The 26,059-nt window shown below is 51.7% G+C and carries 23 protein-coding genes and 1 pseudogene; 5 read left to right on the top strand and 19 right to left on the bottom strand.

Annotated elements, in window-relative coordinates; translation table 11 throughout:
- Nucleotides 1-544: 544 nt before the first annotated feature.
- Together SIK69_RS22180 and wcaA are read left to right on the top strand one after the other, a co-directional pair.
- A pseudogene (locus SIK69_RS22180) lies at nt 545-769 on the top strand (pentapeptide repeat-containing protein); the annotation flags it as partial.
- Between the two features lie 45 nt (nt 770-814).
- Nucleotides 815-1,669 carry a colanic acid biosynthesis glycosyltransferase WcaA gene (gene wcaA, locus SIK69_RS22185; protein WP_258966383.1) on the top strand — a complete coding sequence of 285 codons (855 nt, stop codon included), beginning with the start codon at nt 815-817 and terminating at the stop codon, nt 1,667-1,669.
- A gap of 626 nt (nt 1,670-2,295) precedes the next feature.
- Here wcaA and SIK69_RS22190 read toward each other — a convergent pair.
- The 10 genes from SIK69_RS22190 to SIK69_RS22235 form a co-directional block, all read right to left on the bottom strand.
- Nucleotides 2,296-4,107 carry an ATP-binding protein gene (locus SIK69_RS22190; RefSeq protein ID WP_319787136.1) on the bottom strand — a complete coding sequence of 604 codons (1,812 nt, stop codon included), beginning with the start codon at nt 4,105-4,107 and terminating at the stop codon, nt 2,296-2,298.
- Nucleotides 4,094-5,341 carry an SIR2 family anti-phage-associated protein gene (locus tag SIK69_RS22195; RefSeq protein WP_319787137.1) on the bottom strand — a complete coding sequence of 416 codons (1,248 nt, stop codon included), beginning with the start codon at nt 5,339-5,341 and terminating at the stop codon, nt 4,094-4,096. The genes SIK69_RS22190 and SIK69_RS22195 overlap by 14 nt, the downstream gene beginning before the upstream one ends.
- Nucleotides 5,342-5,412: 71 nt before the next feature.
- Nucleotides 5,413-7,716: a replication endonuclease gene (locus SIK69_RS22200; RefSeq protein WP_319787138.1), complete on the bottom strand. Its 2,304-nt coding sequence runs from the start codon at nt 7,714-7,716 to the stop codon at nt 5,413-5,415.
- On the bottom strand, nt 7,706-7,981 hold the full coding sequence (locus SIK69_RS22205; RefSeq protein ID WP_258966330.1) for a DUF5405 family protein: 276 nt from the start codon (nt 7,979-7,981) through the stop codon (nt 7,706-7,708). Before SIK69_RS22205 ends, SIK69_RS22200 begins: the two co-directional genes overlap by 11 nt.
- On the bottom strand, nt 7,978-8,202 hold the full coding sequence (locus SIK69_RS22210) for a TraR/DksA C4-type zinc finger protein (protein WP_258966329.1): 225 nt from the start codon (nt 8,200-8,202) through the stop codon (nt 7,978-7,980). The genes SIK69_RS22205 and SIK69_RS22210 overlap by 4 nt, the downstream gene beginning before the upstream one ends.
- Nucleotides 8,203-8,215: 13 nt before the next feature.
- Entirely contained in the window at nt 8,216-8,503 is a 288-nt protein-coding gene (locus SIK69_RS22215) for a DUF5405 family protein (protein ID WP_258966328.1), read from the bottom strand.
- A complete protein-coding gene (locus SIK69_RS22220; protein WP_258964597.1) occupies nt 8,503-8,724 on the bottom strand; it encodes a DUF2732 family protein in 222 nt (73 codons plus the stop codon). Before SIK69_RS22220 ends, SIK69_RS22215 begins: the two co-directional genes overlap by 1 nt.
- Before the next feature lie 66 nt (nt 8,725-8,790).
- Nucleotides 8,791-9,291 carry a phage replication protein B gene (repB, locus tag SIK69_RS22225; protein ID WP_319787139.1) on the bottom strand — a complete coding sequence of 167 codons (501 nt, stop codon included), beginning with the start codon at nt 9,289-9,291 and terminating at the stop codon, nt 8,791-8,793.
- A complete protein-coding gene (locus SIK69_RS22230; RefSeq protein ID WP_258966326.1) occupies nt 9,282-9,461 on the bottom strand; it encodes a hypothetical protein in 180 nt (59 codons plus the stop codon). Before SIK69_RS22230 ends, repB begins: the two co-directional genes overlap by 10 nt.
- 11 nt (nt 9,462-9,472) lie before the next feature.
- Nucleotides 9,473-9,832 carry a Cox family DNA-binding protein gene (locus SIK69_RS22235; RefSeq protein ID WP_258966325.1) on the bottom strand — a complete coding sequence of 120 codons (360 nt, stop codon included), beginning with the start codon at nt 9,830-9,832 and terminating at the stop codon, nt 9,473-9,475.
- 103 nt (nt 9,833-9,935) lie between these two features.
- Between SIK69_RS22235 and SIK69_RS22240 the strand changes: the two genes are divergently transcribed.
- The 3 genes from SIK69_RS22240 to pflA all read left to right on the top strand — a co-directional run bounded on the left by SIK69_RS22240 (nt 9,936) and on the right by pflA (nt 12,156).
- Nucleotides 9,936-10,235 carry a helix-turn-helix domain-containing protein gene (locus SIK69_RS22240; RefSeq protein ID WP_258966324.1) on the top strand — a complete coding sequence of 100 codons (300 nt, stop codon included), beginning with the start codon at nt 9,936-9,938 and terminating at the stop codon, nt 10,233-10,235.
- Between the two features lie 96 nt (nt 10,236-10,331).
- On the top strand, nt 10,332-11,342 hold the full coding sequence (locus SIK69_RS22245) for a phage integrase (RefSeq protein ID WP_258966323.1): 1,011 nt from the start codon (nt 10,332-10,334) through the stop codon (nt 11,340-11,342).
- Between the two features lie 16 nt (nt 11,343-11,358).
- Nucleotides 11,359-12,156, top strand: coding sequence for a pyruvate formate lyase 1-activating protein (gene pflA / locus SIK69_RS22250; RefSeq protein WP_319787140.1), 798 nt, complete (start codon nt 11,359-11,361; stop codon nt 12,154-12,156).
- Nucleotides 12,157-12,183: 27 nt separating this feature from the next.
- Here the strand turns inward: pflA and SIK69_RS22255 are convergent, their stop codons facing one another.
- The 9 genes from SIK69_RS22255 to SIK69_RS22295 all read right to left on the bottom strand — a co-directional run bounded on the left by SIK69_RS22255 (nt 12,184) and on the right by SIK69_RS22295 (nt 26,031).
- On the bottom strand, nt 12,184-13,056 hold the full coding sequence (locus tag SIK69_RS22255) for a LysR family transcriptional regulator (protein ID WP_319787141.1): 873 nt from the start codon (nt 13,054-13,056) through the stop codon (nt 12,184-12,186).
- An 84-nt stretch (nt 13,057-13,140) separates the two neighbouring features.
- A complete protein-coding gene (locus SIK69_RS22260) occupies nt 13,141-14,289 on the bottom strand; it encodes an MFS transporter (RefSeq protein ID WP_319629822.1) in 1,149 nt (382 codons plus the stop codon).
- Nucleotides 14,290-14,563: 274 nt separating this feature from the next.
- Nucleotides 14,564-15,427 carry a dimethyl sulfoxide reductase anchor subunit family protein gene (locus SIK69_RS22265; RefSeq protein WP_319629821.1) on the bottom strand — a complete coding sequence of 288 codons (864 nt, stop codon included), beginning with the start codon at nt 15,425-15,427 and terminating at the stop codon, nt 14,564-14,566.
- A 1-nt stretch (nt 15,428) separates the two neighbouring features.
- A complete protein-coding gene (locus SIK69_RS22270) occupies nt 15,429-16,046 on the bottom strand; it encodes a DMSO/selenate family reductase complex B subunit (protein ID WP_319787142.1) in 618 nt (205 codons plus the stop codon).
- A gap of 10 nt (nt 16,047-16,056) precedes the next feature.
- The gene (gene dmsA / locus SIK69_RS22275) at nt 16,057-18,501 is read right to left on the bottom strand and encodes a dimethylsulfoxide reductase subunit A (protein ID WP_319629819.1); all 2,445 of its coding nucleotides are present in this window, start codon (nt 18,499-18,501) and stop codon (nt 16,057-16,059) included.
- Nucleotides 18,502-18,710: 209 nt separating this feature from the next.
- On the bottom strand, nt 18,711-20,003 hold the full coding sequence (gene serS, locus SIK69_RS22280) for a serine--tRNA ligase (RefSeq protein ID WP_319787143.1): 1,293 nt from the start codon (nt 20,001-20,003) through the stop codon (nt 18,711-18,713).
- A gap of 94 nt (nt 20,004-20,097) precedes the next feature.
- Complete coding sequence (rarA, locus tag SIK69_RS22285) at nt 20,098-21,441, bottom strand: replication-associated recombination protein RarA (RefSeq protein WP_319629817.1); 1,344 nt, start codon at nt 21,439-21,441, stop codon at nt 20,098-20,100.
- 9 nt (nt 21,442-21,450) lie between these two features.
- On the bottom strand, nt 21,451-22,062 hold the full coding sequence (gene lolA, locus SIK69_RS22290; RefSeq protein WP_319629816.1) for an outer membrane lipoprotein periplasmic chaperone LolA: 612 nt from the start codon (nt 22,060-22,062) through the stop codon (nt 21,451-21,453).
- A gap of 129 nt (nt 22,063-22,191) precedes the next feature.
- The gene (locus SIK69_RS22295; protein ID WP_319787144.1) at nt 22,192-26,031 is read right to left on the bottom strand and encodes a DNA translocase FtsK 4TM domain-containing protein; all 3,840 of its coding nucleotides are present in this window, start codon (nt 26,029-26,031) and stop codon (nt 22,192-22,194) included.
- Nucleotides 26,032-26,059: the final 28 nt, after the last annotated feature.

Here is a 26,059-nt window from a genome sequence, read left to right on the forward strand (position 1 = left end):
CCCAATCGAATGGCCTGCCAAAAACACGACGAACTACATAATTCTTTGATAAATATAAATAAGAAAGCGATCTTCTGTAGATGCCGACTGGTAAAAGGAGAGTAAAGCATGGCGAATTTGTATTAGCTCAGATTTGAACTGACACAATTATGGCAAAAAGCCATACCTAATCTGACTGTTTGCTCCGTTTCAGGAGCGGACGTTGCGCATAAAAATCTCTTTAGGAAACATAATCAGTATGTCGAAAGATCATTAAAAGTGAATGATTCATTTGCGGTGATACTTACAAAGGGAGTAGTTATCAAGGGCAAACACCGCCTGGATGAGGGTGTGAGAAAGTGTTAATGAACGTCAATTTATCTTTGGGTACATTTCCGAAAATGAATGAGATCGATTGCAGGAAGATAAGGAGAGTGCTTAACTGCACTCCTGAATTTTCATCGGTACTCGCCGTAAGCTGAACATGAACAGCAAAAAAACAATTCAAAAAAAACTTCTGAAATATCAAAAAAATATCTTTTTAAATCCACGCCATCAATCGGATATGTCAGGTGCCGACTTGCGGTTTATGGATCTGCGGAGACTCAACTTGCGCAATATTAATTTAGCCGGTAGCGATCTGTCGTTCAGCGATCTCCGAGAGACCGATTTCTCTTATTCCTCACTGAATGGAGCAAACCTTAGCCACTGTCAAATCGAAGGGGCAATCTTCAGTCATGCAGACTGTACCGGTGCGGACTTTTCTGCGAGTAACATCCGCGCAGCCAGTTTTACCGGGGCAATGACGGAACAGGAAAACTTCGCGGATGACACACTGTCATCGAGGCCGCTCATCTCTGTCTATATGCCCACATGGAACCGAGAAGCTCTGACGATTCGGGCTATTCAGTCAGTCCTTAAACAAGACTATACGCACTGGGAACTGATCATCATCGATGATTTCTCTTCATCATTTCAGCAACTACAGGCGTACATCACCGATCTGAACGACCCGCGTATTACGTATATCCGCAATGAATTTAATTCCGGTGCCTGTGCGGTGCGGAATCAGGCGATACGGCTGGCAAAGGGGTATCTGATAACGGGTCTGGACGATGATGATGAATGGTTGCCAACACGTCTGTCCTCATTTCTTGCCTGTCAGCATAAACTCCAGCAGCATGGATTTTTGTATGCCAATGATTACCTCTGCGACAGTACCGGGTATCACCACCCTGATGAATTGCAGGTTTACCCGAAACCAGCCTATAAAAAGAGCCTGTTTGATAAGCGGAATATTATCGGCAACCAGATGCTGACTTTAACCAACCGGATGCAGCAGGTTCTTTTCGATGAGAGTCTGACTGCCGCCCAGGATTATGATGCCTTTTATCGGCTGGCAGAAACCTATGGCGATCCTTTCAAACTGGAGGTGATCACTCAGGTGCTTTATGTCAATCATGGCGAGGTTCGCATCACCTGCTCAGGACGCAAGTTTGCAGGCTATCTGGATTTTTACCGGAAGCACAAAGGTAAGCTCGACGCGTCGAGTAAAAAATATCAGCTGTTCACCCTCTACTATATCCGTAATAAAAAGATGAGCCCGCAGACACTGATGAAATTGATGACACTGCGCAACCTTAAACGCTACCTGATGATGTATTCCAGCTTCCGCCACAGAAAATTCTAGGTAATGGCTGCTCATAGCTCACTGAGGACTGTTAAATTTAATTGCATGCTGCCTGAGGAAACTCTCAGCTCTGGTTTGAGCTAATACAACCTATTCGTTAAAACCGAGGCTTGAGTCTTCCATGCCTCGTTTACGCGATTCGTCTTCGAAGTGTTCAGTCGTAATCTCATAATTAAACACGTCGGCAGTCCTACGATGAACAACTTTGTTTTAGCATTCAGCTTCATGCCACTGCTTACTCTAAGTGACTAGATTTTCTATCAACGATGATTGAAGATAATCTCATTCTGATATGCCTGCACCGCATCTCCAGCGTTTTTAAGGCTTCCTAAGGGCCACCAAATGCAGACGAGGCTCTTGGTCGTTTGTAGTACCCATTTTCTCGTTCAAACACTCAGGGAAGCGCTGAGATGCGAGATAATAATTATTGGCACTGCGTCGAGCGCGCAATGCTTTCCCCGCCACGCCTGCCCGCTTTAGGGGTCGGTTTTAATGCACTGCACGAGCCCTAAAGAATCGCGTCTTTCATAGGAAGAGATAGAGTAATTTTGCCATATTGATGTATGCAAACTCATGCACCAGATGTTTGCAAGGTTCTTCCTAATCTATTTTTTATTTATCCCAGTTTATTTCCACTCTTCCGAATAAATGGCATCGGACGATTTCGGGCCAGGAACCGCCTGATGAATTGAGATTCTGACTGGAAGGTTAAAAGCTGAACCAAACGCGACAGCGTCCCCTCTTGGCAACCCCGATATTTGTCTTAACATTTGCTCATTTCCACTTTCCATAGCATACCGGAGCGCTTGCAAATCTCTTTCGTTAGTCAAACGTAATGAGAACCAGTTCGAACACATAGCCAAGACAGTCGAAGACAGTTCTGAAGGCCGTTGAGTGCTAACAATTAACGAGCATTTGAACTTTCTTCCCTCTTTCGCTAGCCGTTCATAAGCTTTAATCTGGGAATCCACTTCAGCATAGGGATCACGTAAGTAGTGATGGGCCTCTTCAAGAAGAAGAACTGTTGGATAGGATTTATCTTGCCCTCGAATAAATAATATCTCAGCAAACATTTCTAACAAAGCACTAAGCAACATCGGGGCATGATCTTGTGCTAGATTTTTCATGTTTACTATATGGACATTCCACCCATTACCCTCGCCTTTTTCCTTGCCAAAAAAGTAGTCAACCTCATCCCTCATTGCTTTTCCCCAGTGAATACCCCCATCTGCCAACTCACCCCCACCATCCAAATCAACCACAGATTTAAAACGCATATCCTCAGATAATTGTTGTATGATTTTCACAAGAGGTAATACATTACTAAATCCGAAGGCATCACGCTTGCTTCCACCTTGACGTTCAGCGGCAACACAACCAAACTCCGCAACCAAGTTAGCTAGACTATTAAAAGGCGGCCACACATTTGTCCGAACCAATCGCCTTCTCCTTAATAGCATAAGCCATTCCGCAAGTTTATTTTGATCGGTATCACGGCAGTCATCATACAAATTAAAAATGCCACCTTCATTGTTTTGCAAATAAATATTACCGCGTCTAAAATGCGTTCTATTTATTGCACTTAACGCATTTCTCAATGCTGGTAACTGAGTTTTATCGCTCGGTCTTAAAAGCTTAATCAAGCCAGCAAAACCTAATGCCTGGTAGGGTATTTTTTTGTAGCAGAAATATTCTTCTGAAAAAGGCTCCCCTTGCTTCTGAGGATCTTTAACATGTTCTCCCTCTCCCTTTTCACCTAAAATAGTATGCTTAACATTTGGTAGACCCACAAAAGCTTGCGCATACTCACCATTAATATCAAAAATAACGACTCTCGAATTAGGGTACTTTTCTACGACCTTCCGAGTTAATAACGCATTAAAATTCGATTTCCCATACCCTGTACTACCTAAGACAGCTAAATGACGCGTTAATAATTTATCTACACTAGCTAATATTTTTACGGATTTTGTTCGTGAATCTAAACCAAGCTCGATAGCGTTCTCCAAATCATCCTTATCAATACTATAAATAGTATTTAAAAAATCTGAAGTTAAAGGAACTGCCGAAGACCCCAAAGCAGGTAAGCGCCAATCTTCTGAAATGAAAATATAACCATCGGAATCCCTCCGAACAAAACCGATTGCATAGGCAATAATCTGTCGTAAAGGCATATCTGTTAAATCAGACGTTCCAACGTTGGCCTTATGTGCCTTGTCAGCCTCAACAAATGCCATATCAGTGACCCTTGCAATCACTAATATGTTTCCAGCATCAAATCCAATAAGATCCCCAGGTTGAGTAACTGAGCTCACACCTTCCCTATGGGATGCTAGCCTTCCTTGAAGACCTTCGTGGAGATTCACCCTAATTTTCTCCCCTTCCAATCCTACAACGTAACCAATAGCCGAAAGCTCTGATAGTTTAAAATGGGACATTCCCTTCTCCTTTTGATAGTTTCGTTATTGCATCAACCAGATCATCAACAGTATTATCTCTTGGGAAAAGAACTGGGTACGGTAAGTGTTTTACGAAACTATCAAAATAAGCATCACCACCACCACCAACTACAGTTACCTGATTAAATGTCAAATTCTTCAAAGTGACAATTGCTTTTTCCCCTTCCGATGCCACATTATTTTCCACATTCAACAAGGCATTATGCAATTCGGGATAATATATAACAACATGGAATGAAGGGTTCAACAATGCACCTAGAATAATTCTGTTTATGTGGTAATCACCAAATCCAAATCCATTTATAAAAAGTGCTGTTTGAGGTTTTGACAAGAATTCACCAAATCGCCTAAACATCTCTCCATAGACAAATCCAATGGTATGGCTGTACTTATTTGCACCAGGATAAATCAAATGCTGCCCTCGATAATAATCCTGTTCATTTATAATACTTTGAATATAATTATCATAAGCTTGAGAGGCACTGACTTCATTAACTGTTAAACTATCATCTTGATACCAAGTAAGAGAACCATGTAATTTATAAAGATATGCATGGTAATGACCAAACCTTGCTTCCCCTTTTGCATTGACATTCCTGAAGGCCAAGTCAAAGTTTTGAGGATAAAACTGTCTTGTGTGCAAACCAGAGAATCCATTGAACAACTGAATACCTAAATCTTCAGCGGCCCACTCTAAAGCCAAATCATAATTCGTTGTGAAAAGTGCTGGAGCTGACTGACCTGGCTGCCGATTTGAGATTAATTTTGATATTAATTCTTTATGATATTTAAACTGAATTTTTTTCCCCTGATTTTTCTCTCTGAACTCATCTCCTGTAAGTAATGCTGCTCTAGTTACCCCCTTGTATAATGCACTTAATATTGTTCTGAACTCCTGCTCTTCAGCTGCGCTACCCCTAGTTTTTGCTACAGATAAAAACTTTGTCGCCTCATCAATTAGAAGCTCGACGTTTACCAGATCATTATCTGAATCAGACTGTGAAACTAGTAAATACCGCTCAATAAGCAAAGATAAAAGATCTGGATGGTCTTGCTTAAAGGACTGCCACACTTCCTTCATGGTTTTCCCACCGCAACCAACTGAAGCACCAGCACCTAAGAGCACACCTACATTGTCCAACTGACATAAGGAATAAACATGAGAACGAAAATCATCCTCATCAATTTCTTTACCACCTTGATAAATAAGCATAAACATCCCTTTTAAACCGAATTAGGTCTGAGTTTAGTATCTGCATTAATAATGAATTATGATTGAATTTTTCACGAACTAACAGCCCAGTGATTCAATGAATTATCATCATCACAAAAACCATTTGTGCTTAGGAAGGAATACCTTACACCACCATAAATAACCGTTGAGCCTCGAGATAAAGCATTGAGCTCCCACCGTTGCAGCGTGATGCCCTTCTGAGCTAGCTCGAAGCGAATGCGAGGTATCTGCTCCCGTTCTGCTTTAGTCATCCGCCCCGATGGCGCAATCTGATTCGGTTTCAGCGGTTCACCGCATCTTTGCTGTCGCATTGGTTTCGGTGCATCGTGCTTTAATGCTCCCCTGAGCACCGTCACGACTTCCGGGTCATCCCATCCGATAACGCCACTATCAACCAGATTTAACACCGCTGCGGCATGCTCAGACGGCGTAGGCGTCATAACTGGATCATCACCGACTTTCAGCTTCCCACAGTTATTGACAGGACTCCGAGGCGCGGTAATACCGCTTTTTAAAGTCAAAGGCTCAACGGCCAAAAGCTTTGGAACAATGCGCCAGTATGCCGACCGGGTAACGTGAATGTGATTAGCGCCTATATGCGGGGCATAAATCCCGACGATGCGCTCGATGTCTTCTTCGTAGTCGTTGACCTCATCAGTCACATTGCGGGCCACCCTGACGGTCTGGCTGTCGCGTGGCACATTCGCCCCACCCTGCGCAGCGATGTATAAATCAAACTCTCCTTCATCGGCCGCAGCTCGAGCCGCTTCGACGCGCTCGTCAAATTCCGAAGCGATACTGACGCCACGAGGCAGTTTGCGCAGCTCGCGATAAGCGCCCATTGTAGGCAAGCCAATCGGTTTAAATTGAGGTATGCGCCACGTCGACGCCCACGCCGTTACAGCCGCAGCGGTATCCTGTAGTGGTTTGCCGGTGTCATGATCGAGCTGGCCATCGAGGGCGTAACCGTCGATATTTTTCGCGATGTATTTTGCGATATAACCTGCCGCGCCCCCCTGATTGAGATGCTTTGCCTGAAACCGCTGTTTCGCAGCGCCCCGCTCATCACCATCTTCTTTCAGGGCATAGCGCCGCATGATGTCGGTAATTTCTTTGCGCTGGCCGGGTTTGCAAAACAGCATCATGTGCCAGTGTGGCGTGCCGTCATGATGCGGCTCAACCACGCGCATTCCGTAAACCTGTAAATCGTTATCCTTAAACGCCGTGCGCATCAGGCTCCAGATATGGCACAGATAGCGCTGCGTATCTTTCGGGGTGTACCCCTCATCATTCCAGCCATGATTAAGCTGAACGGTTTTACTTTGCCCTTTGCCGACCTGACGAGTCGGGTGATATTTCGACGGCGCGGTCAGCGTGATAAACATCCCGACATCACCCTCACTGGCCGCATAACGCTCAATACCGGCGATGGTATTCATCAACTCCATACGGCGGATCTCAGGGTTGGAAATACTCCCCATCACCTTAGTGATGAGATCGATACGCTCACCGGTGACTTTATTTTCGAGCTCGCAGGATTTCAGGTATTCGAGGTTAGCCAGACGGCGAGAATGCACATCACGGATGGCGCTTTTGCTGGCATACGGGGAACGGTCTTTATTCACTTCACCGGCGGCGATAAGCAGTGATTCGTGCCAGCGCATGCGCTGCGCCTTAAACTGGTTAACCCACCACTCATCATTGATGAGACGCGCCACGGCGGAAAATGCCTGGCGGATTGTCATCTGACCTTTGCGGTATTTCTTCCAGAAAAGTGGTGTGATATTGAATGCACGCGCCGCGCCAGCCACATGACCATAAAGGTGAGCCTGCGCCTCATCAGTAAATAGCGATTCTTTGCCGTCGTGCGCTTCCGCCCACGCATCGCTTAATTCCTCATACATGATGAAAAGCTGCGCGGCGATGCGGGCCGCGAATTTCTTCAGCTCTTTGTCATTCATTCCCGGCAGTCGGGCGTAGTTCTCGCGCTCGGTCAGGAACAGCAGCGAAGCATCAGCATTCATTTCGTTACGCTGATTGACGCGCTCGATGCGCGGCCATAACCGGCGCAGGAATGTCGACTTGAGGAAATACAGCCCATGCACCGGGCTTTTGTTCCGGCGTATGTAGTCATAGCGCGAGGTAAAGAGCGAGCTCAGGAAATATGGCAGGTAGTCAATCTTTGATAAAACACCTTGCACCTGACGCAGTTCGTCACGTGTAAGAGGTCTCTCGCGCCCGATGGCCTCACGGGGTGCGTTGAACGGGTAAGCACCGACAAATGGTTTGTCGGTGCTTTTGGAAAATGGCGGTGGAGGTGTAGGGGCAATGCGCCCCATTCTTTCAGCGGTCATTAACGCCAAACGCCTCCGCACACGCCTGACCGACTCGCTCAATCTGCGCTGCTAGCTCAGCGAAAGCGCGGGCTTCGCCCGTTAATGCATCATGCAACATCAGAGTCTTAACGAGCTGATCCAACTTAGTGTAATAGCCGACAACATCCAGCCATTCATTACCGGCATTTTTCCCGGTTTTGGCTGTTTTCTTCTCATGCAAAATAAACTGAAACTGATCACTAGTGACGACATAGCGGTCGCCAATTTCGATGCGAATGCTCATGCCTGCCCCCGGTAGTGTCTGGCGTTGGCTTCCAGCAGCGACTGACAATGAACACAACGTAAAGCTGTTGGATGGGCGGCGCGACGTTCAGCCGGAATTGGCCGGTCACAATCAACGCAAACCAAAACAGCAGCGCCACCCGATTTCAGCCGTGCGGCATCGACATGACGGGCCAGTGATTCGGCCTGTAGCTCCTGAACGTGATCCATATAATCTGGCATTGCCCTGACTCCTTTATGCATTCAGCTTGTTGAGCTCAGCCCGACAGGCGGCGCTCAACTCTTCGGTTAATTTGGCAAACTCATCAAAACTGGTTATCTGCTTTAAATAGATGGCGCGTTTAAGAAGCAAATTGACCATGTCCGACAAGAGATTTAATTGGCTCGCGTAAATAGCAATAACAGCTTCGATTTTTTCGCCGGTGCCTTTATCGCGTTTAATATCCTTCAGTGCTAAATCACCGTTATCCATTACAGTGACCTTTAGCCAGTTATTCAGTAATACGGACTTGTGCGTAGCCATTAGCAGCACTCTCCACGCAACAGCCCCGCATTATGAAACTGTGTTGATTCCTGACTGAGTAACTCGACAATCTCAACCTTGTTCAGTTCACGCTCGGCGATGTGGCGAATCAGCCCGTCAAGATGAGATGAGAATTTCGTCGCAGCATCCGCCTGCGCCTCAGCCCTGGCCTGCTGTAACAACAAAGAGAACTTAGCGCACTGCTTTCCTGTTTTAGTCATAACGACTTTCTCCAGATAAAAGGAAGCCCCGCACAATCAAGTGCGTTAAAAATCACGGGTAATTAATTAATGCAGATATTGCTCGGGCTTAACCGATGTCAAAATTGTTGGAGCATGTTCAAACAAGCTGAATAATTCACGCAATGCGCGGAATAGTTTCTCACGCCAATAACATGAATCCTCATCAATTCGCCAGTAAGGTTGATTAAATTCTTTCTCGGTTAAACCGGCATGCATGAATAAACTGCGGCGCTGGCTGACAGTTAAATAACTGATATAGGCAATTTCACTCGCCCCAACCTGACGACGTTTTGAAAATGCTGCACGCAACTCATCAATCGCGCAGGCCAGACGTTCACGGTCTACGTCGCCCATCTCTTCAAAGCGCATGGTCGCGTGACGTTGTTTTAACTGCGCATGAAAACAGACGGTCAGGCGCTCGCGTTCCATCATCTTGTTATAGAAATCGCAGCTTTCCTGCCAGCGCGGCGCAGCAAGATATCGACCAACCAGACCACGCAAACCTTCCGGCTGCTGAGCAACCACACCGAGCGTCATCACAGCCATTTCCAGAACCTCCGAGTTTTCATCAGTGTGATAGCCGTACCGATCACACTCGGCTTGCAGGTGCGGATAATGATGCCTTTACGGCCGCGACCGTGGGTAATGGTGAAATTAATCGGGGTCAGGTTCTGCTGGTTACGCAAAAGCTGAGCAATGCAACGAGGCTCTTTCATTAAACGGCTCCTTATGCTGCAACTCGACCACGGCCAGACTTGCCGTAGCTGATGCGATTTTTCCAGTCATGCCACTCGGTCGGTGCATCCTCGACTAGTTGGGCGGCGTATTTATCCCATTCACGGCGATTAACCCATAGCTCCGCTTTACCACCCGGTTTCAGTGGGTCAGTCATGTAAAACGCAGGCAACTTTCCAGCTTTAGCCATCTCAACCACAGCACGAGGGGTTTTGCCGATATACAGTGCGAAGCCCTCCTTTGAAAGCAGATCTGCAGGCTTCTCAGATAGTTGAATTTGAGTTCTAGAATTTTTTCCTGGTTCAGAAAAGTTATCGCGATTCTCGTAAGAATTTTCAGATTTGACAGACATTTTGCTATCCTCAACTTTATGTCTTTCTAACTAGAGCCACCTAGAGTTAGCTAAAGACACATTCAATGTTCAACAAGACACATAATTGGAGATTAGCAAATATATGTCAAGTCCACAAAATGAAAAACTGAAACTTATCAGAGAGTCTGAGCGCCTGAAAGCAAAGGAAATAGCTGATTTAATTGAAATAAATTACTACACCTATCATGGCTACGAATCCGGCAAGTCTAAGATGCCTCTCGATGCAGGGATGAAACTGCTTAAGCACCCTCGCTTTAGAAAATATCGCGATTGGTTTTTATTTGATGAAGTGGATCCATCATCCGGGCAAATTGCGCCGGCACTCGCACACTTTGGGCCAGAAAACGAAACATCATCCCACTCCGACCAAAAGACTGGCTAACGGTCTACGGGGCTTATCTGTGCAGTAAATGCACAAATGAAGATTGCTACATAAACACGCGTGAAAGAGTACCCAGCCGTATCATCGAGGTGACCTATGTCCGTTAAAAAACTCGATGATGGCCGATATGAAGTGGACGTTAGACCGCAGGGCGCAGACGGAAAACGCATCCGGCGGAAATTCAGTACAAAGGGCGAGGCTCAGACGTTTGAGCGTCATGTGCTTGTTAACTATCACAATAAGGAATGGCTTGAGAAACCGGCAGACCGGCGCAAGCTGACAGAACTGCTGGACCGATGGTGGATCTATCATGGAAAAACCCACGCAAGGGGCGAGATAGAAAAGGGTCGCCTGACGACGATAATCACGAGGTTTGGGGATATGGGCATTCACAGGGCCGACCAACTGACCAAGAAATCAATTATCGATTATCGCGTAACCCTAATGAATGAAGGACTCAAGCCATCCAGCGTAAACAGGCACGTCGCCATACTGAGCGGCATGTTTACCAAACTTATTGATGCTGACGAGTATCACGGCAGCAACCCTCTTCATGAGGTGAAGCGCCTTAAAGAAGCTCAAACAGAAATGGCGTTCCTGTCCACCGATGAGATAGAGATGCTGCTCTCGCGGCTGGAAGGAGACGAATTGAATGTGGCACTGATCTGCCTGGCTACTGGTGGCCGGTGGGGCGAAGTTTCAGGTTTGAAGGCTGAGCACATCATTCAGCAGGTGGTCACCTTCATGAAAACCAAAAACGGGAAACGACGCTCAGTGCCGATTTCTGTCGAGCTGGCGGAGCGCATTAAGACCAAAAACAGCGGTCCATTGTTTAGGGCAAAATACAGCACTGTCCGCAGAGTGTTGAAAGAGATAAAGCCCGATCTGCCTGATGGGCAGGCGGTACACGTAATGAGGCATACATTCGCCACACACTTTATAATGAATGGAGGTAATATAATTACATTGCAGCGCATTCTAGGGCACTCGAACATCCAGCAAACGATGATTTACGCGCACTTTGCCCCGGACTTTTTACAGGATGCAGTGACACTCAATCCACTGTCCAAAATGTCCAGAATGTGTCCACAAACCAGAGTTAACTAGAGCTAATCAGAGCGATATGAGTAATTTAAACACTTGTAATTTAACGGAAAACACTGATGCACCAGGAGCTGTTAAGCCAGTAATTGGTCGCATTCACTCCTTTGAATCCTGTGGCACCGTCGATGGCCCGGGCATCCGTTTTATCACCTTCTTCCAGGGCTGCCTGATGCGCTGCCTGTATTGCCATAACCGCGATACCTGGGACACCCACGGCGGCAAAGAAATCACGGTTGAAGAACTTATGAAAGAAGTGGTGACCTATCGCCACTTTATGAATGCCTCAGGTGGTGGTGTGACGGCGTCCGGCGGCGAAGCTATCCTGCAGGCTGAATTCGTGCGCGACTGGTTCCGTGCCTGCCGTAAAGAAGGCATCCATACCTGCCTCGACACCAACGGTTTTGTCCGTCGTTATGATCCGGTAATTGATGAATTACTGGAAGTGACTGACCTGGTGATGCTCGATCTCAAACAAATGAACGATGACATCCACCAGAATCTGGTCGGCGTGTCGAACCATCGTACGCTGGAGTTCTGCCGTTATCTGGCGAATAAGAATATTAACGTCTGGATCCGTTATGTCGTGGTGCCGGGCTGGTCTGACGACGATGATTCCGCGCATCGTCTCGGCGAATTTACCCGCGACATGGGCAACGTCGAGAAAATTGAACTGCTGCCTTACCACGAACTGGGTAAACATAAATGGGTCGCGATGGGCGAAGAGTACAAGCTGGATGGCGTCCATCCTCCGAAGAAAGAGACCATGGACCGCGTCAAGGGCATCCTTGAGCAGTACGGCCATAAAGTCATGTATTGAGACAGACAGCCTCTTCGGAGGCTGTTTTTACATCCCCTCTTCCATCACCGTGAGCATTTGAGCCAGCATCGGCGCACTCACTACGCCCGGTTTCCACAACGCCACCAGCGGATGCGTCAGCCCACGCGCCCCCATTTCGGTGTCGATCCGACTGACCCCATCCAGCCGCTCGGCGGCAAAATGATCCGGCAAGAATGCCCAGCCATATCCGCTTTGCAACATCCCTTCCAGCAAGGTGATTTCATTGACGTGAATCAGTTGGTCAGCAATACGAATCCGCCCCGCCAGCGACGGCGGCAGGTCACGAAACGGCATCAGCTGGGGCCGAGAAGCCAGGTGCAGTAATGAAACTGGCTGCTTCGGAAAATAGTCTTCACGTGCGTATACCGCAAGGGAAACACTGCCTACCGCCCGCCAGTGCAGATGATCGTTCACCGAGCGATTCACCGCCTGAAAAAGACCAAAATCAACGCTGCCTTCATCCAGCCATTGCTCTGCCTGCACGCGTTCACAGGCAATCATATCCAATTGTATGTGCTGCACCTGAAGCTGTTCGGCCAGCCGAAGCAACAATCCCCGGGGCGTAAACAGGTCATAGCACAGCGTCAACTGCGTTTCGATTCTGTCGGGGATCTGCCTGGCAATTCGGGAAAAGGCTTCGGCCTCGTGCAAAAACAGCCGGGCCTGGCGATAGAGGAGCTGGCCCTGTGACGTCAGGGTCAGCGGCCGCGTGGTGCGGTCAAACAGCGTATAACCGAGATCGACTTCCAGATAATCCAGCAGCTCGCTGACGGTCGTCCTGTCTTTTTTAAGCTTTTTTGCCGCCTGTGTCAGCGTGCCGGTTTCGCACACGCAGGCAAAGGCTTCAATCTGGGCAAGCGTAAAGCGCAGCAGTTCCATCAGGTGTCCTTTTTCGCAATGAAGCGGACACTTTACCGGAGAGTGAGATAAGAAAAAAGCCTGTCGGGCGACAGGCTTTGGCTATCAGGCGTGCGCCACCGGCGTCGGGTGATGCCCGGCTTTTCGCAGTAACATCAACAGATAGATAAACGACACGCTGGCAATCATCACAAACAGCACGTTGTCAGAATAGTTCTGCATCAGCATCGCGGTAAACGTAGGGCCGAGCAGGCTGCCGATGGTATAGCTCAGCAACAGCGCCTGGTTCATCGCCACCAGCTGATGGTGTTCAACTTTTTCGCAGGCCCAGGCCATTGCCACCGGGTAGAGCGTAAAGCCAGCAGCCCCCAGAATAAACAACGTCGGAGCCATTGCCGCCCCGCTCAGCATCGCCAGACAGCCGAGGATGACCACGAACACCTGCACGCGCAGAACCAGCAGACGACCATAGCGATCTGCCAGCCGTCCGACTGGCCATTGTCCGACAATCCCGGCACTGACCATTACCGCCATCCAGAAGCCAATTCCGGCATCGCTCACGCCCTGGTGATTAAGCCACAGCGGCATCAGCCCATACAGAGAACCTAATACGATCCCGGAGATGATGCAGCCGTTAACGCCCAAACGCGCGTGGCGCAGTCTCAGCATTGGCCAGACCTGGGTCGGGGCATGCTCTTCCTGCGGTTGATTAACGATACGGGTAAACAGCAGTGGTAAAATTGCCGCCAGAACCATACCGGTGACCCAAGGCAGTACGCTCATCAGGTCGGTCGGCAATTTGCTGACCATTAGCTGGCCGAGGACGGTGCCGACGTAATACACCATCATATACGCCGCCAGCAAGCGACCACGGTTACGTGACGTTCCGCTGCACATCAGGGCGCTCTCAACGACGACCCAAATCATTGCGCAGCCGACGCCCGCGAGGAATCGCCAGCTCAGCCAGCTCCAGAAGCCCACGGTCAGCCCTAATCCCACGCAGCCCACCGCGAACATCAGCGACGCGAGATAGTAGCTGCGGTTAAAACCAAGACGCTTGATTAAGCGTCCGCAAAGCAGCGTGCCCACCAGATTCCCGGTGAAATAGGACGAGCCGACCATGCCAACCTGCCAGGTAGGCAGATGCTCATGGGCGAGCCAAAGCGGAACGAGCGTGTTCAGCACTGCGATCGCCAGCGTCAACAAAAGTAAGCCACAGAGCAATAACAGCACTGGGCGGGAATACGTGGACATGGATATACAAACCGTGAGGAAGTTCAGAATTCGAGCGCATCATGCCACTGCCATTGGCAAAGTCAATTCCCCGCAGGCCAGAGCTGACGCGGTATTCAGAGGAACAATAGAAGTTTTTTATCCAGCGGAGCGGCAATGGAATTTATTATTAAATTATTCCATTGTTTTTATTAGTTAATTGGAAAAACGGGAACTTATTTTCAGTTGAAAAATTTCATGGAACACGCGCATTTTTTGTTGCGCCGGACCGTTGCAGTCCGGCGCAATAAACGCCTTAGCTGGCGATAGCCATGCCCACGGTCATGTGCAGACCATAGAACACGCCACGGCCAATCAGCTCACCAACCACCACCAGCACAAAGGCCAGACTCAGTAGCGGGATAGCGGGTTGACGCCCTTTCAGCTGCGGCGCAACCCAGCAGACCAGCGCCAGTGCGAGAGCCACCAGACGCCACGCCATCAACGAGCCATAGGCCGGAACCAGCGCTGAAGCCTGCACAATGGAGCTGTGGATCGTGGCCAGCTCGCTGCCCTGCATCACTACCACCATTGCACTGACCAGCAGCGCCACCAGCGATACCACCGGCAACAGACGCATGGCCCAACCGTTGACGCCAGCCACGCGCAGCAACAGATAACCCAGCAGCGGCCCACCGATAAACATCGTCAGGAAGAAGCTCATCGGCGTCCAGACGCTGTACCAGGTGGGTACGGTGTCGATGGTGTTATACACCCGCACCATCATCCAAACGAAGATAACGCCTAGCACCATGGTCAACACCAACCACAGATTACGCAGCGACTGCGGCAGCTTGTTAATAACGGCCAGAAGCCAGCCGATACCGCCGACGGCGAAGAACACAGAACCGCTGGCAATTTCATTACTTAGCGACGACGCGCCAATGCGGTTGAGTGAGTTAAACGCCCGCAGCGGTGAGCCCAGGTGCAGGATAGAAGCGATGAAGCCCAGCCCCATCAATACCCACAGACCAAACATGCTCAGTACCACCAGGCGCTGCTGCTCGCGAGAGAGTTCGCCTTTCATCAACGCCAGAGCCAGAACAATAAAACCACCGGCGACGCACTGCCCGAGGACCGTGAAGATCATCAGCGGCCATTCATGCCATCCACTTCCCATCTTAAACCTCCTTCGGGTTTGCCAGGTAGCCGGTGGTGTCACCCGTCGGACGGCTGTTGGCGTTAGGTTTGATAACAATGCTTGGTTTGGTGAAGTGCGCCGATGGCAACGGCGCAACGGCGGCCAGCTGACCATGCGTTTTACGCAGCTCTTCAATTGGGCCGAAGTCCAGCGCACGCAGTGGACAGGACTCAACGCAGACCGGTTTTTTACCCTCGGCCACACGCCCATGGCAACCGTCGCACTTGGTCATATGGCCTTTGGCTTCGTTGTACTGCGGCGCGCCGTACGGACACGCCATATGGCAGTAACGACAACCGATGCAAACGTCTTCATTCACCACCACAAAACCATCTTCACGCTTATGCATCGCCCCGCTCGGACAGACTTTGGTACAAGCCGGGTCTTCGCAATGGTTGCAGGCGATAGACAGGTAGTAGGCGAACACGTTCTGATGCCAGGCACCGTTATCTTCCTGCCAGTCGCCACCGGCATATTCATAGATGCGACGGAAGCTGACGTCCGGGGTTAAATCTTTGTAGTCTTTACAGGCCAGCTCGCAGGTTTTGCAACCGGTGCAGCGACTGGAATCAATAAAAAATCCATACTGAGTGGTCATCGGTTACTCCTTACGCTTTAACGACCTGAACGAGGTTGGTGTGCGACGGGTTACCCTTCGCCAACGGGGACGGACGCTGGGTGGTCAGCACGTTAATGCAGCCCGCCTGATCCACGCCTTTCGCATCCGGGGCATACCATGCGCCCTCACCCAATGCCACCACGCCCGGCATCATGCGCGGGGTGACCTTCGCTTCAATGTGGACTTCACCGCGCGCGTTGAAAATTTTCACCCGGTCACCGTTGGCGATACCCCGCTTTTTAGCGTCCATTGGGTTTATCCACATTTCCTGGCGGCAGGCCGCTTTCAGGACATCAACGTTGCCGTAAGTCGAGTGGCAGCGCGCCTTGTAGTGGAAACCCGTTAGCTGGAGCGGATAGTCTTTGGTCAGCGGATCGTCGTAGTTTTCAAAACCTGGGGTGTAGATCGGCAGAGGATCGATTACATCGCCTTCCGGCAGTTGCCAGGCGGCGGCAATCTCAGCCAGCTGTGCCGAATAGATTTCGATTTTGCCCGATGGGGTGGTCAGTGGATTAGCCGCCGGGTTCTCACGGAATGCCTTATAGGCGACGTGATGCCCTTCCGGGTCGCGCTGCTTATAGATGCCCTGCTGGCGGAATTCATCAAATGACGGCAGGCCTGGGATCTGTTGGCGTGACTGCTCATACAGATGGCGCATCCACTCTTCCTGAGTACGGCCTTCAGTGAATTTCTGCTCAACACCCATCCGTTTTGCCAGCTGGCTGGTCATTTCATAGATGGTTTTGCATTCAAAGCGAGGCTTAATGACCTGATCGGCAAAGATGACATACGACATGTTGCCGCAAGACGCATCCAGCGCAAAGTCCATCTGTTCAGACGCCGTGCAGTCTGGCAGCAGGATATCGGCATATTTCGCCGAGGAGGTCATATGGCAATCCACCACCACAATCAGCTCACATTTTTTGTCATCCTGCAGGATGTCATGGGTGCGGTTGATGTCGGAGTGCTGGTTAATGATGCAGTTCCCGGCGTAGTTCCAAATCATCTTGATCGGTACATCGAGTTTATCTTTGCCGCGCACGCCATCGCGTGTGGCGGTCATTTCCGGGCCGCGCTCAATGGCATCGGTCCACATAAACATCGAAATGCTGGTTTCAACCGGGTTTTCCAGGGTCGGCATACGTTCAAACGGCAGATCGTAGGAGCCTTCACGGGCACCGGTGTTACCGCCGTTAATGCCGACGTTACCGGTCAGAATCGACAACATGGAAATCGCACGGGTAGCGATTTCACCGTTAGCATGGCGCTGCGGACCCCAACCCTGGCTGATAAAGGCCGGTTTGGCGGTGGCAATTTCGCGCGCCAGCTGGACAATGCGCTCTGCCGGGATCCCGGTGACCGAGGACGCCCACTGCGGCGTTTTCGCGATACCGTCTTTGCCCTGGCCGAGAATGTAGGCTTTATAGTGACCGTTCGCTGGCGCACTGGCAGGCAACGTTTTTTCGTCATAGCCAACGCAATATTTGTCGAGGAACGGTTGATCGACCAGATTTTCGCTGATCATCACCCATGCCAGGCCCGAGACTAACGCCGCATCGGTGCCGGGACGAATAGGGATCCATTCATCTTCGCGGCCCGCACCGGTATCGGTATAACGCGGATCGACGATGATTAGACGGGCGTTTGATTTCTGACGGGCCTGTTCGAGATAGTAGGTCACCCCACCGCCGCTCATGCGGGTTTCGCCCGGGTTATTCCCGAACAGAACCACCAGCTGGCTGTTTTCGATATCTGACGGGCTGTTGCCGTCGGCCCAGCCGCCGTAGGTGTAATTCAGACCTGCAGCAATCTGTGCGGAAGAGTAGTCGCCGTAATGGTTCAGATAACCGCCGCAGCAGTTCATCAGACGTGCGATCAGCGTTTTTCCCGGTGGCCATGAGCGGGTCATGGTGCCACCCAGTGTACCGGTGCCGTAGTTCAGGTAAATTGATTCATTACCGTAATCTTTGATTAAGCGCTGCATGTTAGTGGCGATGGTGTCATACGCCTCTTCCCAGCTAATGCGCTCGAATTTGCCTTCACCGCGTTTACCGACACGTTTCATCGGATACTTCAGACGGTCCGGATTATAGACGCGGCGACGCATGGAGCGCCCGCGCAGACACGCGCGCACCTGGTGCAGACCATCGTAGTTATCATCGCCAGTGTTATCGGTTTCAACGTATTTGATTTCGCCATCAACCACATGCATGCGCAGTGGGCAGCGGCTGCCGCAGTTAACCGTACAGGCGCTCCAGACAACTTTTTCGGTAGCCCCTGCGGGCGCGATGGCGTCTGCTGCGTTAGCGATACGGGTAAAGGGTAAAGTGAATGCGCTACTGGCCATTGCCAGTCCGCCAATAGCCGAGGTTTTCATCAAACCTCGACGGCTGACTTCCGCAGTCAGCAACGCGTCGGGGGCTTTAATTTTCATGGATACTCACTTCATTGCTCATTGAAACGATCAATCCGCTATATACGTTTATATATACCGAAATCAGTCTTTTTTAGAGTTTTATATACTGTTTATAATTCGAAGGGAGTATCCCCGCTTTCGACTGAAGGGTTATTGTTCAGTATCAAGACAGGTATAAAAAAAGCGCCCGGAGGCGCTTTTTCAGGAAGGATTGTGACAGCCTCAGCTTAGCCGATGAACTCAAGACCGTTCATGTACGGACGCAGCACTTCTGGCACGGCAATACGACCGTCAGCCTGCTGGTAGTTTTCCAGCACGGCAACCAACGTACGCCCTACCGCCAGACCCGAACCGTTCAGAGTGTGAACCAGACGGGTTTTCTTGTCAGACTTACTGCGGCAACGAGCCTGCATACGACGCGCCTGGAAATCCCAGCAGTTGGAGATGGAAGAGATTTCGCGATAAGTATCTTGCGCCGGCAACCAGACTTCGAGGTCATAGGTTTTACGTGCGCCAAAGCCGATATCGCCGCTGCACAGCAGCACTTTACGGTATGGCAGGCCAAGCAACTGCAGCACTTTCTCAGCGTGCCCGGTCATCTCTTCCAGGGCGTCCATCGAATCTTCAGGACGAACGATCTGCACCATCTCAACTTTGTCGAACTGGTGCATACGGATCAGACCCCGGGTGTCACGCCCGTAGGAGCCCGCTTCGGAACGGAAGCATGGGGTATGCGCGGTCATTTTGATCGGCAGTTCATCTTCGTCGATGATTTCATCACGCACCAGGTTGGTCAGCGGGACTTCCGCGGTTGGGATCAACGCGTAGTTGCTGCTGTCTGCTTCTTCATCCAGGGGACGGGTATGGAACAGGTCGCCACCAAACTTAGGCAGCTGGCCAGTACCGTACAGCGTGTCCTGGTTCACCAGGTACGGGACATAGTTTTCCATGTAACCGTGCTGTTCGGTATGCAGATCCAGCATGAACTGGCTCAGCGCACGATGCATACGGGCGATTTGGCCCTGCATGACAACGAAACGGGAACCGGTCAGCTTAACCGCCGCCGCAAAATCCAGACCTTTCGCCATTTCACCTAACGTAACGTGATCGCGGACGTCGAAGTCAAATTTACGCGGCTCGCCCCAGCGGCTGACTTCAACGTTATCGCTGTCATCTTTACCGTTAGGTACGCAGTCATCAGGGATGTTTGGCAGGGTCAACGCGATTTCACGAATTTCAGCCTGCAGCTCATCGAGCTCAGCTTTCGCGGCATCCAGCTCTTCACCCAGCTTGTTGACTTCCAGGCGTAATGGCTCGATGTCTTCCCCGCGCGCTTTCGCCTGGCCAATGGATTTCGATCGCGAGTTGCGTTCTGCCTGCAGGTTTTCAGTGTTTACCTGCAGAACTTTACGACGCTCTTCAAGAGCGACCAGCTTATCTACATCCAGCTTAAAGCCCCGGCGTGCCAGTTTTTCTGCGACTGCGTCTGGCTCGGTACGCAGCAGATTGGGATCGAGCATGCTTATCCTGTGCTTATCGAATTAGTAAAATGAGAAAATGACCGCAGCCTGCGGTCATTAGAGATTCAACGATAACCTTACCGCAACGCCCTGTTTAGCGGTAGCGTTTTGTGGGGCTATTTTGATCCTGCTCGGTAAGCCAGGCGAGCTTTTCACCAATCTTACCTTCAAGGCCACGAGATGAAGGGGTGTAATAGCGCGTTTGCGACATTTCTTGCGGGAAATAGACCTCGCCCGCCGCATAGGCATTTGGCTCGTCGTGGGCATAACGATACTCCTGACCGTAGCCCATTTCTTTCATCAGTTTCGTCGGGGCGTTGCGCAGATGTACCGGTACGTCATAATCCGGACGTTCCCGCGCATCGGCCATTGCCGCTTTAAAAGCGGTGTAGACCGCGTTGCTCTTCGGCGCACAGGCCAGATAGACAATCGCCTGCGCAATAGCGCGTTCGCCTTCCGACGGACCAACGCGGGTAAAGCAATCCCATGCCGAAATAGCCACTTGCATCGCGCGTGGATCGGCGTTCCCGACATCTTCAGAGGCGATAGCCAGACAACGACGGGCGACGTACAACGGGTCGCCACCCGCGGTGATAATACGGGCATACCAGTAAAGGGCCGCATCAGGTGAGCTACCACGAACGGACTTATGAAACGCGGAGATCAAATCGTAGAATCGGTCGCCTTTGTTATCAAACCGCGCGCTGCGTTCTCCGGCGATTTCGGTCAGTAATTCAGGCTTTAATACGCGTTTACCGGAGGCATCCAGTTCTGCCATGTCGGCCATCATTTCCAGCGTATTCAGCGCGCGACGGGCATCCCCGTTAACCAGTTCCGCAATGGCGCGCCGGGTATCGTCGGGTAACACAATATCCTGCCCGCCGTAACCGCGCGTGCTGTCGGTCATCGCCTGGGTTAACACCTGCTCGATATCCTCGACGGTCAACGATTTCAGCAGATAAACGCGGGCTCGCGATAATAATGCCGAGTTGAGTTCAAACGAGGGGTTTTCAGTGGTCGCGCCGATGAAAAAGATGGTGCCGTCTTCAATATGCGGCAGGAAAGCATCCTGCTGGCTCTTGTTGAAGCGATGGACTTCATCGACAAACAAAATGGTGCGTCGTCCGGCATTGCGGTTCTGCCGGGCACGTTCGATAGCTTCGCGGATCTCTTTCACACCGGACGTCACCGCAGAAATGCGTTCCACATCGGCGTTGGCGTAGCGGGCAATGACTTCCGCCAGCGTCGTTTTCCCGGTGCCCGGCGGCCCCCACAAAATCATCGAATGCAGATGCCCTGCTTCGATAGCCCGTGGCAGCGGTTTGCCGTTAGCCAGCAGATGCTGCTGGCCAATGTACTGCGCTAAATTTTCTGGCCGCATACGGGCGGCCAGAGGTTGAAACGCATTATCGGAAAAATCGAGCGACAGATTGCTCACGCGCGCCTCTTATTTACGCTGATCGTCCACCGTTACTCCTTTAGGCGGAGTAAAGGTAAATTTCGCTGCATCCACCGCGCCGTTCTGCTGGGACTTCAGCTGATAGCTGCTGCGCTGATCGTCCTGCTCAATGGCGCTGAATTGATGAATAGTGCCGTCACGGCCGACATTGATGGTGAACTCTTTCAGGTTACCGTTATTGCCTTTCGGCGTCAGCACGAAGTCATCACCGCTCTGCTTGATATTGTACTGCTGCCAGTCGCTGGACTGGTTGCGGGCAATCAGCATAAACGGCGTGTTGCTGGTGGCGTCTTTCAGCCAGGTGGCGGTCGCCTGTTCAACAAACGGGTTGTAGAACCACAGCGTTTTACCGTCAGACACCAGAATACTTTCATCCGGCTGGGTCATGTGCCAGTTAAAGAGGTTCGGACGCTTTACGGATAAATTACCCTGCCCGTCCTGCACCGCGTTGCCGCTGCCATCGGTCACTTTTTGAGTGAAGCTGGCGTTAAAGCTGCTGACTTTGTCCAGGCGGCTTTTCAGATCGCTGGCCGCATCGGCCCAAGCCTGGCTCACAACAAAACTGGTCAGTAAGGCACAGGTGATGGCAAATTTTTTCATCTTCATTCCTTAAATGCGTCACTCCCGACGCGGGAGTCTCTTTGTCTCCACTGTAGGCTTAGCGCCTACAGTGGGACAGGAGAAAATACTGATTTTTAGGTTGTTTACGCAACTTTTCAAACGCAGCGTTTAGTCAAACGGCGGTGGGGCAAGCACTTCACGGTTGCCGTTATGGCCCGCCTCACTGACGATGCCCTGCGCTTCCATCTGCTCAATGATACGCGCGGCGCGGTTATAGCCAATGCGGAACTGACGTTGAACACCGGAGATCGAGGCCTTACGTTTTTCGGTGACAAAATTCACCGCCTGATCGAACAGTTGATCAAGCTCTTCGCCGTTGTCCAGACCGGCAGACCCGCCTTCGCTTTCGCTATCAGAGGTAATGCCGTCGACGTATTGCGGACGACCGCGGGCCTTCCAGTCCTGAACCACGGCATGCACTTCCTGGTCACGGACAAAAGCCCCGTGAACACGCGTCGGTGCTGCGCTGGAGTTCGGGCCAGAATAGAGCATGTCGCCCATACCCAGCAGTGATTCCGCGCCGCCCTGATCGAGAATGGTTCGGGAGTCAATTTTGCTCGATACGGTAAAGGCGATACGGGTCGGAATGTTGGCTTTAATCAGACCAGTGATGACGTCAACAGACGGACGCTGCGTGGCAAGAACCAGGTGAATACCGGCAGCACGCGCTTTCTGCGCCAGGCGGGCGATCAACTCTTCCACCTTCTTACCGACGGTCATCATCAGGTCTGCAAATTCATCCACCAGCACCACAATGTACGGCAGTTTTTCCAGCGTCGGATGCACTGCATCCATGCTGTCCCCCGGTTTCCAGTACGGATCCGGAATTGGGCGGCCCATTTGTGCCGCCTGCGCAATCTTCTCGTTGTAACCTGCGAGGTTACGCACCCCGAGCGCGGACATCAGCTTATAGCGACGTTCCATTTCATTGACGCTCCAGCGCAGGGCGTTGGCAGCATCCTTCATGTCCGTCACCACTTCAGTCAGCAGGTGCGGGATCCCTTCGTATACCGACAGCTCCAGCATTTTCGGGTCGATCATAATGAAGCGCACGTCTTCCGGCGTCGCTTTATAGAGCATGCTCAGGATCATGGCGTTGACGCCCACCGACTTACCGGAACCAGTAGTACCAGCCACCAGCAGGTGAGGCATTTTCGCCAGGTCGGCAATCACCGGTTCACCGGCAATGTCTTTACCCAACACGATGGTCAGCGGGGACGGGCTTTCACGGAACTTGGCGCAGTCCAGCACTTCACGCAGGTAAACGGTCTGACGTTTTTTGTTCGGCAATTCCAGGCCCACATACGGCTTGCCTGGGATAACTTCAACCACACGCACCGCAACCGTGGACAGGGAACGAGCCAGGTCACGAGACAGGTTCGAAATGCGCGCGGCCTTAACGCCGGGAGCCAGATTCAGCTCAAAACGGGTGATCACCGGGCCTGGGGAATAGTTCACCACGTCCGCTTTAATGCGGAAATCAGCCAGACGCGTTTCTACCAGGCGGGCAGTCTGCTCAAGGGCAAAGGTATCAACCGGCTCAACTTCGCTCGGCGGCTGGGTCAACAGATCCAACGATGGCAGCGGCGTAGTCGGTTTTTGCAGCGGACGGTCGTCTCCGTTACGCATCAGCAGCGGGTGAATGAGACTTTCCTGCGGCTGTGGCGCGGGCGGTTGTTGCAGGTGTGGTTGTTGATAAGCCTGTGGCTGATACGTCTGCTGAGGCTGAGCAACCTGCTGTGGTTGCTGATAGGCCTGCTGCTGCGGTGCCACCGGTTGCGGCTGCTGGTAAACCTGCTGCGGCTGTTCCGGCATCGCGCTTGGGGTAAACAACGGCGCTCTTGGTGACTCATCAACCAGGGTTTTCATCGGCGAGAATTCATAATCCGCCGGTGAGAAAGGACTCGCCCCTTGCGGCTGTTCGCTGGAATAACGCTGCTGCTGCGTCGCCGCAAACTGGCGAGCCAGCTCGGCTTCCGCCGCATTATCTTCGTCTTCCTGCGACGGTTCCTCATACTGTTCGCCGTAGCGCTGCTGCTGCGTAGCGGCAAACTGCCGAGCCAACGCGTCCTGATGCATCTCATCGGCTTCTTCATCGCCCATCAGCTCATCGGTGTAATGCTGATTAAGCCCCTCTTCACGCTCGCGCTCTTCTGCCATGCGCTGAGAAGGCAACTTAATGCCAAACGAAGCCGACGCCAGCTCACGACGGGTTGGAACGCGCACCCGATTCGGACGCGGCAGCTGCGGGCCGATGCCCTCTTTGATCTGGGGACGCGGGGCCTCCGCCGGGCTGAACATCTGTGCTGCAGACGCCGCAGCGGTTGCCGCGCTGGCCGCCGCTGTTGCCTGATGAACGCTGGCGGCCACAGGTGCAACGGCTGCCATCGGATCAATCACCGGGGCAGAGGGTATAGGCATGGTAGGCATTGGCGTGGTCGGTATCACGGTTGCCGGTTCAGGCGTTGGCTGATACCACGCGGCAAGCTGCTCACGCTCACGCGCCCGCTTCTCTTCCACTTCTTCGAAGTAATAAAGTGGTGGACGCTGCGGTTTAATTTCTTCTTCCGGAACCACGTCCGGCATCGGCGGCGGCGTCTGTTCCACAGGCGGGACATACGCAGGTTGAGCGTGATACTCAGGTTCTGGCTGCCAGTGCTGCTCCGGCGGCGCATATTGCGGCTGTTCCGGTTCCGGCCACAGTTCTTCAATGGAAGGGGGTTGACGGAAGGCTTCCGGTTGAACGTATTCAGGTTGAGACACTGGAGCTTGCGGCGGCCAATTGTCCGGCGACGGCGCAATGACGGGCTCAGGGGTATGCGGGGTCGGGACAGGCTGCCATTCAACGCTTTGCGGTGCCATTTCGGCACCCGATACCGCCCCCGAGCCTGCGCCAGTAGCAACATCCGTCACGACGGGCGCGACCATCGCCGGCGCGGCAGTTTCAGCCCAGGTCTGGAGTGATGCAGTTGCGGCGGCTGCGGCAGCAACCGGGGCCGCAATAGAATGGCCGTTCATCAGCGGGTCGTTATCATCCCACGCCGGTGAATGAACCGCAGTATTGCCAGAGAACAACACATCATCCGCATCGGCGGCCTGACCGCGAGCGCTATAATGCACATCACTTTCGGGTTCATCCATTCGACGACCCGAGAACAGCGCCGCATCGGTTTTGCGTCCCATCGGGTTGCTGAACTTATCAGCAATACGCTGCCGACGAGCCAGTGCGCCGCGAAGAATGCGGGCGCGACGCCCTTCTTTACGCGGTTCGGTGACATACTCATCTTCGTCGTCTTCAAACTCTTCTTCATCAATCCAGGTGTCGTCGCGACGCGTTCGATTGCTGGCGAAGGTCAGAATATTGAGGATCCAATTGCCAATTTTCTCCGCGATACTCACCCAGGACCAACCGGTGAACAGCGTCAGGCCAGCGGCCCAGATGCACAACAGCGCCAGGGTGCCACCGCTGCTGTGCAGCATCGGCTGTAACGCCGTGCTCAGCAGGCTACCGATCACCCCGCCGGAAGCGAAGTACCAGATATCATCCGCGTTGATTGCGGCAAGTCCGCACATAGTGAGGATCATCGCCAGCACGCCAATCAGGCGCAGCGCAACGGCAAAATAATCGACGTATTCGTCACTGGCCTGATGCCGGTAAGCAAACCAGCATGCGCCGATAATCATCACCGGCAGGGTATAAGCCATGATGCCGAAAATGAAGAACAGCGTATCCGCGAGCCAGGCCCCTGGCATTCCGCCAAGATTATGGATCGGTTCATGCCAGGCGGTTTGTGACCAACTGGGATCGGAAGGATTGAAACTAAGCAATGCTGCCATCAGCCAGATGGCAAAAAGAGAACAGAGGATCAGGAACGCTTCCAGGAGTCGGCGCCCGCTGCTTAATCTGTTAATGGTAACTTCTTTTTCTTCAGTGTATTCCTGGCTCAAGAAAGGCTCTCCAGGTCCTTGATGCTAA

Origin of the sequence: Scandinavium lactucae (assembly GCF_033843265.1) — a bacterium.
GTDB lineage: Bacteria > Pseudomonadota > Gammaproteobacteria > Enterobacterales > Enterobacteriaceae > Scandinavium > Scandinavium lactucae.

Excerpts from the sequence above, each read along its gene's own strand:
- SIK69_RS22240 (WP_258966324.1), top strand. The coding sequence starts at position 9,936 with ATGTCAAGTCCACAAAATGAAAAACTGAAACTTATCAGAGAGTCTGAG.
- dmsA (WP_319629819.1), bottom strand. The coding sequence starts at position 18,501 with ATGAAAATTAAAGCCCCCGACGCGTTGCTGACTGCGGAAGTCAGCCGT.
- SIK69_RS22205 (WP_258966330.1), bottom strand. The coding sequence starts at position 7,981 with ATGAGCATTCGCATCGAAATTGGCGACCGCTATGTCGTCACTAGTGAT.
- SIK69_RS22215 (WP_258966328.1), bottom strand. The coding sequence starts at position 8,503 with ATGGCTACGCACAAGTCCGTATTACTGAATAACTGGCTAAAGGTCACT.
- repB (WP_319787139.1), bottom strand. The coding sequence starts at position 9,291 with ATGGCTGTGATGACGCTCGGTGTGGTTGCTCAGCAGCCGGAAGGTTTG.
- SIK69_RS22210 (WP_258966329.1), bottom strand. The coding sequence starts at position 8,202 with ATGCCAGATTATATGGATCACGTTCAGGAGCTACAGGCCGAATCACTG.
- SIK69_RS22200 (WP_319787138.1), bottom strand. The coding sequence starts at position 7,716 with ATGACCGCTGAAAGAATGGGGCGCATTGCCCCTACACCTCCACCGCCA.
- lolA (WP_319629816.1), bottom strand. The coding sequence starts at position 22,062 with ATGAAAAAATTTGCCATCACCTGTGCCTTACTGACCAGTTTTGTTGTG.
- SIK69_RS22255 (WP_319787141.1), bottom strand. The coding sequence starts at position 13,056 with ATGGAACTGCTGCGCTTTACGCTTGCCCAGATTGAAGCCTTTGCCTGC.
- SIK69_RS22230 (WP_258966326.1), bottom strand. The coding sequence starts at position 9,461 with ATGAAAGAGCCTCGTTGCATTGCTCAGCTTTTGCGTAACCAGCAGAAC.
- SIK69_RS22270 (WP_319787142.1), bottom strand. The coding sequence starts at position 16,046 with ATGACCACTCAGTATGGATTTTTTATTGATTCCAGTCGCTGCACCGGT.
- pflA (WP_319787140.1), top strand. The coding sequence starts at position 11,359 with ATGAGTAATTTAAACACTTGTAATTTAACGGAAAACACTGATGCACCA.
- serS (WP_319787143.1), bottom strand. The coding sequence starts at position 20,003 with ATGCTCGATCCCAATCTGCTGCGTACCGAGCCAGACGCAGTCGCAGAA.
- SIK69_RS22195 (WP_319787137.1), bottom strand. The coding sequence starts at position 5,341 with ATGCTTATTTATCAAGGTGGTAAAGAAATTGATGAGGATGATTTTCGT.
- SIK69_RS22260 (WP_319629822.1), bottom strand. The coding sequence starts at position 14,289 with ATGTCCACGTATTCCCGCCCAGTGCTGTTATTGCTCTGTGGCTTACTT.
- SIK69_RS22190 (WP_319787136.1), bottom strand. The coding sequence starts at position 4,107 with ATGTCCCATTTTAAACTATCAGAGCTTTCGGCTATTGGTTACGTTGTA.
- SIK69_RS22235 (WP_258966325.1), bottom strand. The coding sequence starts at position 9,832 with ATGTCTGTCAAATCTGAAAATTCTTACGAGAATCGCGATAACTTTTCT.
- SIK69_RS22220 (WP_258964597.1), bottom strand. The coding sequence starts at position 8,724 with ATGACTAAAACAGGAAAGCAGTGCGCTAAGTTCTCTTTGTTGTTACAG.
- SIK69_RS22245 (WP_258966323.1), top strand. The coding sequence starts at position 10,332 with ATGTCCGTTAAAAAACTCGATGATGGCCGATATGAAGTGGACGTTAGA.
- SIK69_RS22265 (WP_319629821.1), bottom strand. The coding sequence starts at position 15,427 with ATGGGAAGTGGATGGCATGAATGGCCGCTGATGATCTTCACGGTCCTC.